This window comes from Pseudomonas sp. LBUM1662 (genome assembly GCF_059695915.1).
The window spans coordinates 5,385,433-5,397,220 of the sequence record NZ_CP166793.1 but is presented as its reverse complement, the minus strand read 5'-3'; the positions used below and the strand labels follow the sequence as shown (position 1 = coordinate 5,397,220).

Annotated in this window: 10 protein-coding genes; all 10 read right to left on the bottom strand. The window is 60.1% G+C overall.

The window, feature by feature from the left end; genetic code table 11:
* Nucleotides 1-186 precede the first annotated feature (186 nt).
* On the bottom strand, nt 187-516 hold the full coding sequence (locus ACA049_RS24510) for a GlpM family protein (protein WP_497336962.1): 330 nt from the start codon (nt 514-516) through the stop codon (nt 187-189).
* Between the two features lie 8 nt (nt 517-524).
* A complete protein-coding gene (gene aauR / locus ACA049_RS24505; RefSeq protein WP_497330504.1) occupies nt 525-1,853 on the bottom strand; it encodes a two-component response regulator AauR in 1,329 nt (442 codons plus the stop codon).
* Nucleotides 1,850-3,751, bottom strand: a complete 1,902-nt coding sequence (gene aauS, locus ACA049_RS24500) for a two-component sensor histidine kinase AauS (protein WP_497330502.1) — start codon at nt 3,749-3,751, stop codon at nt 1,850-1,852. Before aauS ends, aauR begins: the two co-directional genes overlap by 4 nt.
* Before the next feature lie 164 nt (nt 3,752-3,915).
* Nucleotides 3,916-4,650 (bottom strand): amino acid ABC transporter ATP-binding protein, encoded by a 735-nt coding sequence (locus ACA049_RS24495; protein WP_497330500.1) that lies wholly within the window; start codon nt 4,648-4,650, stop codon nt 3,916-3,918.
* Nucleotides 4,647-5,318, bottom strand: a complete 672-nt coding sequence (locus ACA049_RS24490; protein ID WP_497330498.1) for an amino acid ABC transporter permease — start codon at nt 5,316-5,318, stop codon at nt 4,647-4,649. Before ACA049_RS24490 ends, ACA049_RS24495 begins: the two co-directional genes overlap by 4 nt.
* The gene (locus tag ACA049_RS24485) at nt 5,318-6,064 is read right to left on the bottom strand and encodes an amino acid ABC transporter permease (RefSeq protein WP_497330496.1); all 747 of its coding nucleotides are present in this window, start codon (nt 6,062-6,064) and stop codon (nt 5,318-5,320) included. Before ACA049_RS24485 ends, ACA049_RS24490 begins: the two co-directional genes overlap by 1 nt.
* Before the next feature lie 192 nt (nt 6,065-6,256).
* Nucleotides 6,257-7,171: a glutamate/aspartate ABC transporter substrate-binding protein gene (locus ACA049_RS24480; protein ID WP_497330494.1), complete on the bottom strand. Its 915-nt coding sequence runs from the start codon at nt 7,169-7,171 to the stop codon at nt 6,257-6,259.
* Between the two features lie 447 nt (nt 7,172-7,618).
* A complete protein-coding gene (gene glpD, locus ACA049_RS24475; RefSeq protein ID WP_497330492.1) occupies nt 7,619-9,157 on the bottom strand; it encodes a glycerol-3-phosphate dehydrogenase in 1,539 nt (512 codons plus the stop codon).
* 276 nt (nt 9,158-9,433) lie between these two features.
* Nucleotides 9,434-10,189: a DeoR/GlpR family transcriptional regulator gene (locus ACA049_RS24470; RefSeq protein ID WP_027922833.1), complete on the bottom strand. Its 756-nt coding sequence runs from the start codon at nt 10,187-10,189 to the stop codon at nt 9,434-9,436.
* A gap of 83 nt (nt 10,190-10,272) precedes the next feature.
* The gene (gene glpK, locus ACA049_RS24465) at nt 10,273-11,778 is read right to left on the bottom strand and encodes a glycerol kinase GlpK (protein WP_109634455.1); all 1,506 of its coding nucleotides are present in this window, start codon (nt 11,776-11,778) and stop codon (nt 10,273-10,275) included.
* Between the last annotated feature and the right edge of the window lie 10 nt (nt 11,779-11,788).

The following is an 11,788-nucleotide window of genomic DNA, read 5'->3' as shown; positions in this document are numbered from 1 at the left end:
ATCATGAAGGCCGGCCGAGGGGGCTTTTGGGGGTAAATGCAAGGGGCGGGCCAGCCACTAATGATCAGGCACCGAAGACCTTGTAGGAGCGAGGCTTGCCCGCGAAGGCGATGTTCCAGCCGCAAGAGATGCAGCGGATGTACCGGCCTCTTCGCGGGCAAGCCTCGCTCCTACAGGGGAGTGGTGCTAGGCGTTTAAGCGGACCCAGACGGTGACCAGGACGGTGGCCGCCATCAACCAAGCCACTGCCGCCACGGCGAGCGACGCTTCCAGCCGCATCCGGTCCACCATCACGTACAACGTCGCCAGGTAAACGAAGTACGGAATGATCGACCACATCCCGAACACGATGGTGGTCTTCAAGTCCTCCAGCGAACGCCCCTTGCCGACGATGTAATGCGCGATCAGCGCAAAGGTCGGAAACAGCGGCACCAGGCCTGCGATGTAATAGTTTTTGGTCTTGGCCAGCGCCGCGAGGATGACGACCACCGCCGCACCGAGGGCCGCTTTCAACAACAGATCCATCAGTGGCTCAACCCATACTTTTTGACTTTATCGAACAGCGTGGTCTTGGCCATCCCCAGTTCCAGACTGGCCTGGGTCAGGTTGCCGCCGCTGCGTTGCAACGCGTCGCCGAGCAAATTGCGTTCGAACGCTTCCACCGCTTCGGCGAAGGCCAGGCCCTGGTTGCTGCCGCTGGCGCCAGACTTCTTGAAGGCCGGCAGGCCGAGGGCAAAACGCTCGGCGACGTTGCGCAATTCGCGGACGTTGCCGGGCCAGTCGTGGCTCATCAGGTTCGACAGGGTCTGGTTGTCCAGCTCCGGCACGGCGCGGTCGAAGCGCAGGGACGACTGCTGCAGGAAGTGTTCGAACAGTTGCAGGATGTCTTCGCGGCGTTCGCGCAGGGGCGGCAGTTCCAGGGTCACCACGTTCAGGCGGTAATACAGGTCGCTGCGAAACTCACCGGCCTTGCTCGACTCGTCGAGGTCGGATTTGGTCGCCGCAATCACCCGGCAATCCACCGCCACGCTCTGGTTCGAACCCAGGCGTTCAAGGGTCCGTTCCTGCAACACCCGCAGCAGTTTGATCTGCAAGGGCAGGGGCATGCTTTCGACTTCGTCGAGAAACAGCGTGCCGCCGTCGGCGTGTTCGATCTTGCCGATCCGCCGTTTGCCGGCGCCGGTGAAGGCGTTGGCTTCATGGCCGAAGATCTCGCTTTCGAACAGGTTCTCCGGCAGGCCACCGCAGTTCAGCGCGACGAACTGCTTGGTGTGGCGGCGACTAAAGTCATGCAGGCAGCGCGCAACCAGTTCCTTGCCGGTGCCGGTTTCGCCTTCGATCAGCACGTTGGCCGACGTATCGGCGACGTTGGCGATCAGTTCGCGCAGGTTCTGCATGGCCGGTGAACGACCGATGATCCGGCCTTCAAGGGAGCTGCGTTCCGCCAGTTGCCGGCGCAACGAAGAAACTTCCCGGGCCAGGCTGCGTTGCTCCAGCGCACGGCGGGCCACATCCACCAGGCGTTCCGGGGAAAACGGTTTTTCCATGAAGTCATAAGCGCCTTTCTGCATGGCGCCGACGGCCATGGAGATGTCGCCATGGCCGGTGATCAGCACCACCGGCAGGCTGCGATCCCGGGCCTTGAGCCGGGTCAGCAGTTCCAGGCCATCGATGCCCGGCAGGCGGATGTCGCTGATGACGATGCCGGCGAAGTTGTCGCCAACCCGCTCCAGCGCTTCTTCGGCGCTGCCCACGCCGACGCAGGGAATGTCTTCCAGGGTCAGCGCCTGCTGGCAGCCGAGCAGCACATGGGGGTCGTCTTCGACGATCAGCACACTAAGGTCGTTGTTCATATTGGCTCGGCGTGAGTGGGGCTTACCAACGGTAAACTGAGGACGAAGGTGGTGCCACCGCTGGCCGGGTGTTCGACACCCAGATGCCCGCCGGTGGCGGCGGCCAGGCTGGCGGACAGGGTCAGGCCGAGGCCCAGGCCTTGTTCGCCGGGTTTGGTGGTGAAAAACGGTTCGAACAAATGCTTGCGCGCTTCGGCGTCGATGCCGTGGCCGTTATCGCGTACGCGCAGGCGATATTTGCCGTCGAATTCCTCGCCTTCCAGCCACAACTCCGGCAACGGTTGCGCCTGCATGGCGTCGAGGGCGTTGCCGATCAGGTTGACCAGGATCTGTTCGAGGCGGGTCTGGTCGATCAGCACCTGCCTGTCATCGAATTCGCGATGAACTGTCAGATGGACGCTTTCGACTCGCCCACCCAGCAGTTGCAACGCGGCGTCCACGGCCTTGCCGAGGCAGGCCTGGCCTTTGTCGTCACCGCGGCGGGCGAAGGAACGCAGGCTGGCGGTGATCCGGCCCATGCGGTCGATCAATTCGTTGATGGTCTTGAGGTTGGTGCTGGCCACGTCCAGTTGACCGCGCTCGAGAAAGCGCACGGTGTTGCCGGACAAGGTGCGCAACGCCGCCAGCGGCTGGTTCAGTTCGTGGGCGATGCTGGTCGACATCTGGCCGATGGCGGCGAGTTTGCCGGCCTGCACCAGTTCATCCTGAGCGCGGCGCAACGTCTCTTCGGCCTGACGCCGTTCGCGGATCTGGCCCTTGAGCCGTTCGTTGCTGGCACGCAGGTCGGTAGTGCGTTCGGTAATCCGACGCTCCAGTTGATTGTTGGCTTCCTGCAGGGCTTCACGGGCGGCGAGGCGGGTGGAGATCACCTTGCGCCGCTCGTTCCAGGCAATCAGCAGGAACGCCACCAGGGCAAACGCCACCGCCACCAGAATCCCCTGATTGATCGCCTCGCGACGCAAATCCTGCAACGGCGTGAGCAGGGTGAAATTCCACGGGGTGTCGCTCAAGGGGCGGGTTTGCGAGAGGTAGCTGATGTCCTCTTCGTCGGACTCCACTTCACTGTTGGCAGGGAAGGTCAGTTTCTCCTCGCCTTCGGCCAGTTGTTCCCGGGCCAGCGGTTGCAGTTCGTTCAGCGGGAACCAGTAGTACTGCAGGCTGCGGGCGAGTTTTTCCTTGGTTTCGTCGCTCAACGGCACAACCGACTTCAGCCGCCGCGCCGGATCGCTGGAGAGAATGATGATGCCGTTTTCGTCGCTGACGAAGGCTTCGAGGCGTGCACGCTGCCAGCGTTCTTCCATGGCTTCGAGGCGGACTTTGACCACCGCGACGCCGATAATCTTGCCGTGTTCTTCCAGGCCATGGGCCAGGTAGTAACCGGGTTCGCCGTTGGTGCTGCCGATGCCGTAGAAGCGCCCGGGCTGGCCGCGCACGGCGTTCTGGAAATAGGCGCGAAAGGACAGGTCTTCACCCAGGTAACTGTCGACATCGCGCCAGTTGCTGGTGGCCATGACGCGGCCAGTGGTGTCCATCACGTAGATGGCCCGACTGCGGCTGCGCCGGTTCAGGCCTTCGAGGTAGTCGTTGACCGTCTGCCGGTGTTCCGGTGAAGGGTCGGCCAGCAGTTTTGAAACACTGGATTCAAGTTCCAGCAGGCTGGGGAGGTAGGTGTACTTGCTGATCTCGCTCTCGACGGCGCGGGCGTGCAGTTCGAGCTGACGCTGGCCGTTCTCGCTGAGGCTGCGAATCCCGTAGTGCTCACTGACCCAGAAGCCGAGGTAACCCAATCCGATCATCAGGGCGATGACCAGCGGCGGCAGGAACAGATGGCGAATCAGACGGGGTTTCACGGCGAGTGATGGCGGCGCGGCGCGATAGAGAGTGGGGTCGCATTTCATCACAGATGCCTTGGGTCAACCACAACACAAATCTCCAAGCCACCACCGATCCAGTGTGGGAGCGGGCTTGCTCGCGAAAGCGGTGGGTCAGCCAACATCATTGCTGAATGTAATGGCCCCTTCGCGAGCAAGCCCGCTCCCACAATTGGGGAGCGGTGTCTTTCTTAGTGCTGCAGAATCTTGTTAAGGAAATGCTGTGTACGCTCGGCGCGGTGGCTGATGTCGCCGAAGAAGTCCTCTTTCTTGCAGTCTTCGATGATTTTGCCGGCGTCCATGAAGATCACGCGATCCGCCACTTTGCGGGCGAAGCCCATTTCGTGGGTCACGCACATCATGGTCATGCCTTCGTGGGCCAGTTGCACCATCACGTCGAGCACTTCGTTGACCATTTCAGGGTCCAGCGCCGAGGTCGGTTCGTCGAACAGCATGACGATCGGGTCCATCGCCAGCGCACGGGCAATCGCCACACGCTGTTGCTGGCCACCGGAGAGTTGACCCGGGTGCTTGTGGGCGTGAGCCGAGAGGCCTACGCGCTCAAGCAGTTGCAGGCCTTTCTTGGTGGCTTCGTCCTTGCTGCGACCCAGCACCTTGATCTGCGCGATGGTCAGGTTTTCGGTGATGGTCAGGTGCGGGAACAGTTCGAAATGCTGGAACACCATGCCCACGCGCGAGCGCAGTTTCGGCAGGTCGGTCTTCGGGTCGGCGATGGACGTGCCATCGACCACCACGTCGCCTTTCTGGAACGGTTCCAGGGCGTTGACGCATTTGATCAGGGTGGATTTGCCGGAACCGGACGGCCCGCACACCACGATCACTTCGCCTTTTTTGACCTCGGTGCTGCAGTCAGTCAGTACCTGGAAGTCGCCATACCACTTGTTGACATTCTTGATAGAGATCATACGGCAAACCTTTTTTGCAGACGCTTGACCAGCAGCGAGGCGGCAAAGCTGATTGTGAAGTACGTGAGACCTGCAAAGATCAGGAACTCATTGGAGCGACCGATGATGTCGCCACTGGCACGCGAGGCATTGAGGAAGTCCACCAGACCGACCGCGTAGACCAGCGAAGTGTCCTGGAACAGGATGATGCTCTGTTGCAGCAACAGTGGGGTCATCTTGCGGAACGCTTGCGGCAGGATGATCAAACGCATCATCTGGCCGTACGTCATGCCCAAAGCCTGGGCAGCGCCCATCTGGCCCTTGGGAATCGACTGCACACCGGCCCGGACGATTTCGCAGAAGTACGCCGCTTCGAACATCATGAAAGCCACGATGCAGGAGGCGAATGCGCCGATCGGGGTGTCTTCGCCGGTGATCCAGCGCAGCACGAACGGCACCGCCAGGTAGAACCAGGTGATGACCAGCAGCAATGGAATCGAACGGAAGTAGTTGACGTAGGCGCCTGCGATGTTCGACAGCAGCTTGCTGTGGGACAGGCGCATCAGGGCCAGGATCGTGCCGAGGATGATCCCGCCGACGACGCCCAACACCATCAGTTGCAGGGTCATGACCATGCCGTTCCAGAGGCCCGGCAGGGACGGGATGATGCCCGAGAAGTCGAATTCCATCATTTACCCCCTACGGAGATCAGGCCCGGTACGGCTACTTTCTTCTCGACGCCGCGCATCAGCAACATCAGGCTCATGTTCAGGGTGAAGTAGATCAGGGTCGCCAAGGTGAAGGCTTCGAACAGGTTGGCGGAGAACTCGGCGGTCTGTTTGGTCTGCGCGAGCAGCTCCATCAGGCCGATCAGCGACGCCACGGAGGAGTTCTTGAACACGTTCAGGAATTCGGAGGTGAGCGGCGGAATGATGATCCGGTAGGCCTGGGGCAGCAGCACATTCCAGTAGATCTGCGGCAGCTTGAAGCCCATGGCACGCGCGGCAGCTTCCTGGCCGCGAGGCAGCGCCTGGATGCCGGTTCGCACTTGTTCGCACACGCGGGCGGCGGTGAACAGGCCCAGGCACACGACAACGCTCAGGTAGGCCGAGGTGGTCGGGTTGAGGTCCTGTTTGTACCAGTCCTGCAGGTTTTGCGGCAGCAGATCGGGCACCAGGAAGTACCAGATGAACAGCTGAACCAGCAGCGGCACATTACGGAAGAGTTCGACGTAGCAGGTCGCGATGCCGGACACGATGCGATTCGGCACGGTGCGCATGACACCCAGAATCGAGCCCAATAGCAGGGCAATGATCCAGGCCACGACGGCGATGGCGATGGTCCAGCCCAAACCGGAGATGTACCAGTCGAGATAAGTCTCGCTGCCAACGCCGGTGGACCTGAAGAATACGCCCCAGTCCCAGTTGTAATTCATTAGGGTCTCCCCTCGGATCGATCAATGTACAAGTGCCCGCCTGGGGAAGCTCCGTTCCCGCCTGAACTTGAAGATCAGGCACACACGAGCGGCTCGACAGCCACCGGTTCGAGTGTTTCCAAAAATGCCAGCAGGGAGTGACAACCTCCTGAAAGGGCGAAGGCCCTCTCAGGAGATAAGGTTAGTCAGAAATCAGGACTTCTTGTCGTCAGCCGCTTTGTCGGTCGGATTGGCGATCAGGGCCTTGAGCTCGTCGCTCATCGGGAAGTTCAGGTTCAAGCCCTTTGGCGGGATTGGCGACATGAACCATTTGTCGTAGATCTTGTTGATCTCGCCCGACTTGTAGGTCGCCACGATCGCGTCGTCCACGGCTTTCTTGAACGGGGCATCGCCCTTGCGAACCATGCAGCCGTAGATTTCGTAGGACTGCGGATCACCGGTCACTTCCCAGTCAGTCGCTTTCTTGGCCTTGGCCGCTTCACCGGCCAGCAGCGCGTCGTCCATCATGAATGCGACGGCACGGCCCGATTCCAGCATCTGGAAGGATTCGCCGTGGTCTTTGGCGGAGATGACGTTCATGCCCATCTGCTTGTCGGCGTTCATCGACTTGAGGATGCGCTCGGACGTGGTGCCTGCGGTGGTCACGACGTTCTTGCCTTTCAGGTCGTCGAAATTCTTGTACGTGGAGTCTTTCTTGGAGAGAAGACGCGTACCGATTTCGAAGATGCCGACAGAGAAGTCAACTTGCTGCTGACGTTCTACGTTGTTGGTGGTGGAGCCGCACTCGACGTCCACGGTGCCGTTTTGCACCAGCGGGATACGGGTTTGCGAGGTCACGAGGTTGTATTTGACCTGGAGGTTGGGCATGTCCAGGTCTTTCTTGATGGCTTCGACGATTTTCAGCTGGATATCGTGGGAGTAGCCGACCGGTTTGCCGGAAGCATCCGCGATATAGGAAAACGGGATGGAAGCGTCACGATGCCCGAGGGTGATCACACCGGACTCTTTGATCTTCTTCAGTGTGCCAGTGAGTTCGGCAGCGAAAACTGGAGTGCTAATCAGAGCGGCAGCAATGGCTGCGCCCAGGATATGGGGAACGATGCGCATCAAATTTTCCTCGACATTGTTTTTTTTATGGAGCCAGTTCATCGGCCCTTTTGTGCTTCGAATGCCTGACGGCTCCTGAAGTGGGGTGCATCAGGCATTCGTCCAAGAGTGTAGAGCATGACTCGTGCCAGGCCAGGCGATATAGATCATCTTATTGATTTATAAGGGGATTAAATATTTATGGCGATAAATTTGACGAAGGATAATCCGGTTAACCGAATCGACCGACAGGTCGCGTTCGGAAAACCGAATGCAATATTGTGAGTTGCGCCTATCTCTGTGGGAGCGGGCTTGCTCGCGAAGACGGACTTGCATCCAACAGATTCGTGACTGACAGACCGCTTTCGCGAGCAAGCCCGCTCCCACAGGGGATTTGCGGGCATTCTCCGGATGCAAAAAGCCCCTGAACCTTTCGATTCAGGGGCTTCGCTCTAACCGGATTGCCGATCAGGCCGCTTCGATCTTGCTGCGGTTCTGCTCGACCTTGCTCAGGTAGTCCGCCAGTTTCTGCTGTTCCGCCGGGGTGGTGAACAAGCCCAGCTTGCTGCGGCGCCACAGAATGTCATGGGCGGTTGTTGCCCATTCTTCGCTGCACAGGTAATCGACTTCGCGGGTGTAGAGACCGCCGCCGATGTGTTCGCCCAGATCGCTCAGGTTCTGCACGCCTTCCAGCATGCGCCAGGTACGGCTGCCATAGGTGGTGGCCCAGCGGCGGGAAATTTCGGTTGGCACCCAGTCGAACTTGTCGCGAATCAGCGAGCTCAACGCCTGCGGGGTGGTCATGTCTTCGCCGCCCGGCAGGGTCGCACTGACGGTCCAGGTTGGCTTGATGTGCGTGAAGTACGGCGCCAGTTGTGCCAGCGCCGACTCGGCCAGTTTGCGGTAGGTGGTCAGCTTGCCGCCGAACACCGACAGCAACGGTGCTTCTTCGCCCGTGCCAGACAGTGCCAGGGTGTAGTCGCGGGTGACGGCCGACGGGTTGTCGGATTCGTCGTTGCACAGCGGACGAACGCCGGAATAGCTGTGCAGGATATCGTCGCGGCTGATCCGCTTCTTGAAGTGGGCGTTAACCACTTTCAGCAGGTAATCGGTTTCGCCTTCGGTGATCGCCACTTTGGCCGGATCGCCGGTGTACTCGCGGTCGGTGGTGCCGATCAGGGTGAAGTGGTTCAAGTACGGAATAGTGAAGACGATGCGCTGATCTTCGTTTTGCAGAATGTGCGCGTGTTCGCCTTCGTACAGTTTCGGCACGATCAGGTGACTGCCCTGGATCAGGCGAATGCCGTACGGCGATTCCATCTTCAGGTCGTCACGGATGAACTTGGCGACCCATGGGCCGGCGGCGTTCACCAGCGCTTTGGCGCGGATCGAAAACAGGCTGCCATCCGCGCGTTCCAGGTGCAGATGCCACAAACCCTTGGTGCGACGGGCGCTGACGCAACGGGTCTGAGTGTGAACGTGGGCGCCTTTCTCGCGGGCCGCCATGGCGTTCAACACCACCAGACGCGCATCGTCGACCCAGCAATCGGAGTATTCGAAGCCTTTGGTGATTTCGCTTTTCAGCGGGCTGTCCGGACCGAACTTCAGGCTTTTCGAGCCTTCGAGTTTTTCCCGCTTGCCGAGGTGGTCATACAGGAACAGGCCGGCGCGGATCATCCAGGCCGGACGCAGGTGCGGACGGTGCGGCAGCACGAAGCGCATTTGCTTGACGATGTGCGGCGCCTTGGCCAGCAGCACTTCGCGTTCGGCGAGGGCTTCGCGCACCAGGCGAAATTCGTAATGTTCGAGGTAGCGCAGGCCGCCGTGGATCAGCTTGCTGCTGGCTGACGACGTGTGGCTGGCCAGGTCATCCTTTTCGCAAAGGAACACCGAGAGGCCGCGACCGGCGGCATCCGCTGCGATCCCCACGCCATTGATCCCACCACCGATGACGGCGATGTCGTAGACCTCAGCGAGAGGGGGCGTAGGCAAGGTAGAAGTGGGCATCGGCTGGCCTCGGGCTCTTTTGATTTTCTGTATTGGAATACGAACATTAATGTTCATTTGCGAAAATAGTAGCCCATTAAACCGCCCACAGCCAGTCAACTTCGATTGAAAATACTGATCGAAGGGCCGGGAAAGGAAAATTTACGAACATTAGACATGCAGAGGAGGGGAAGTGGCGCGTGCTGTTGTAGGAGCCAGGCTTGCCGGCGAAGGCGTATTCAAGGGTGCCTTCGCCGGCAAGCCTGGCTCCTACAGGTTGTTTAACCGTCCTCGCGGTTAAACGACTTCCAGTCGAATCTTGTGCTGACTCAACAACTGCGCCAGCGCCGGCACAGGCTGCTGATCGGTCACCAGGCAATCAATCAAGCTGATCGGCCCCAGACGAATCATGGCGTTGCGCCCGAATTTGCTGGAGTCAGCCGCGAGAATCACCTTCCGGGCATTGGCGATGATCGCCTGCGACACCCGCACTTCCTGGTAATCGAAGTCCAGCAGGCTGCCGTCTTCATCGATACCGCTGATGCCGACCAAGGCAAAGTCGACCTTGAACTGGTTAATAAAGTCGACGCTCGCCTGACCGACCACACCGCCATCGCGCCGCACATTGCCACCGGTCAGCAGAACGTCGAAGTCGTCCTTGGCGCTGAGCATCGAGGCCACGTGCAGGTTGTTGGTGATGATTTTCAGGTGATTGTGATTGAGCAGCGCCCGGGCAATCGATTCGGTGGTGGTGCCGATATTGATGAACAGCGAGGCGTGATCCGGGATCTGCGCCGCAATGGCTTCACCGATACGCTGCTTCTCATCGCGCATCTGGTCGGCACGCATGGCGTAGGCGGTGTTTTCGACACTGGAATCGTAGGCTGCGCCGCCGTGGTAGCGACGCAACAAATTGGCTTCCGCAAGCTGATTGATATCGCGGCGGATGGTTTGCGGTGTAACGACGAACAGCGTAGCCATTTCCTCGATGCTGACATAGCCGCGTTCGCGGACCAGTTCGAGGATTTGCTGCTGACGGGGAGGCAGATTCATGGGGCTTCCTTTGGCTGCCGTGCAAAATTTGCCCATGATGCCGCAGGAATCTGCTCCCGACCAGTTACAACCCTGCTGTTGGCTTATTCAGCGCCTTCATGCGGTTCCCAGTCGCGGGTGCGGCTGACGGCTTTTTTCCAGCCAGCGTAGAGTTTTTCCTTGGCGGTTTCGTCCAGGGTCGGTTCGAATTCGCGTTCGATCACCGCCTTGCCGCGCAACTCATCCAGGCTGCCCCAGAAGCCGCACGCCAGGCCGGCCAGGTACGCGGCGCCCAGTGCAGTGGTTTCGCGCATTTGCGGACGCTCGACCTGAGTGCCGAGGATGTCGGCCTGGAACTGCATCAGGAAGTTGTTGGCGACCGCGCCGCCGTCCACGCGCAGGGATTTCAGGCGTTCGCCGGAATCCTGTTGCATGGCGTCGAGTACGTCGCGGGTCTGGTAGGCAATCGACTCCAGCGCGGCGCGAATGATGTGATCCACGCGCACACCGCGGGTCAGGCCGAACAGGGCACCACGGGCATACGGGTCCCAGTACGGCGCGCCCAGACCAGTAAAGGCCGGCACCAGGTACACACCGTTGCTGTCCTTGACCTTGTTGGCGAAGTATTCGGTGTCGTGGGCGTCGTTGATGATCTTCAGTTCGTCACGCAGCCACTGAACAGTCGAACCACCGTTGAACACGGCGCCTTCCAGTGCGTAAGCCACTTCGCCACGTGGGCCGCAAGCGATGGTGGTGAGCATGCCGTGCTTGGACTTCACGGCTTTGTCGCCGGTGTTCATCAGCAGGAAGCAGCCGGTGCCGTAGGTGTTTTTCGCCTGGCCGGGCTCGACGCACATCTGGCCGAAGAGCGCCGCTTGCTGGTCGCCGGCGATACCGCCGATGGCGATGCCGCTTTTGGTGTGGCCGTAGATTTCCGAAGAGGATTTAACTTCCGGCAGCATCTCGCGCGGAATATCCAGCACCTCCAGCATCTTCGCGTCCCACTCAAGCGTGTGGATGTTGAAGAGCATGGTGCGCGAGGCGTTGGTGTAGTCGGTGACGTGCACCTTGCCGCCGGTAAATTTCCAGATCAGCCAGCTGTCGACGGTGCCGAACAGCAGTTCGCCTTTGCGCGCACGCTCGCGGCTGCCTTCGACGTTGTCGAGGATCCACTTGAGTTTGGTGCCGGAGAAGTACGGGTCGGTGACCAGTCCGGTGGTTTCGCTGATGTATTGCTCGTGGCCATCGCGCTTGAGCTGCTGGCAGATCTCGGTGCTGCGGCGGCACTGCCAGACGATCGCGTTGTAGATCGGGCGGCCGGTGGTCTTGTCCCAGACCACGGTGGTTTCGCGCTGGTTGGTGATGCCGATGGCCGCGACCTGGTCGTGATGCAGGCCGGCTTGCGCCAGGGCCTCGACCATCACGGCGCTTTGGGTGGCGAAGATTTCCATCGGGTCGTGTTCGACCCAACCGGCTTGCGGGTAATGCTGGACGAATTCACGCTGGGCGGTGCAGACCACGTTCGCGTCACGATCGAAAATGATCGCGCGGGAGCTGGTTGTACCCTGATCGAGGGCAATGATGTAGTTCTTATTCTGAATGTCGGTCATGTCGATTGCC

Coding starts and splice junctions, on each gene's coding strand:
- aauR (WP_497330504.1), bottom strand. CDS start 1,853: ATGAACAACGACCTTAGTGTGCTGATCGTCGAAGACGACCCCCATGTG.
- aauS (WP_497330502.1), bottom strand. CDS start 3,751: ATGAAATGCGACCCCACTCTCTATCGCGCCGCGCCGCCATCACTCGCC.
- ACA049_RS24495 (WP_497330500.1), bottom strand. CDS start 4,650: ATGATCTCTATCAAGAATGTCAACAAGTGGTATGGCGACTTCCAGGTA.
- ACA049_RS24490 (WP_497330498.1), bottom strand. CDS start 5,318: ATGGAATTCGACTTCTCGGGCATCATCCCGTCCCTGCCGGGCCTCTGG.
- ACA049_RS24485 (WP_497330496.1), bottom strand. CDS start 6,064: ATGAATTACAACTGGGACTGGGGCGTATTCTTCAGGTCCACCGGCGTT.
- ACA049_RS24480 (WP_497330494.1), bottom strand. CDS start 7,171: ATGCGCATCGTTCCCCATATCCTGGGCGCAGCCATTGCTGCCGCTCTG.
- glpD (WP_497330492.1), bottom strand. CDS start 9,157: ATGCCCACTTCTACCTTGCCTACGCCCCCTCTCGCTGAGGTCTACGAC.
- ACA049_RS24470 (WP_027922833.1), bottom strand. CDS start 10,189: ATGAATCTGCCTCCCCGTCAGCAGCAAATCCTCGAACTGGTCCGCGAA.
- glpK (WP_109634455.1), bottom strand. CDS start 11,778: ATGACCGACATTCAGAATAAGAACTACATCATTGCCCTCGATCAGGGT.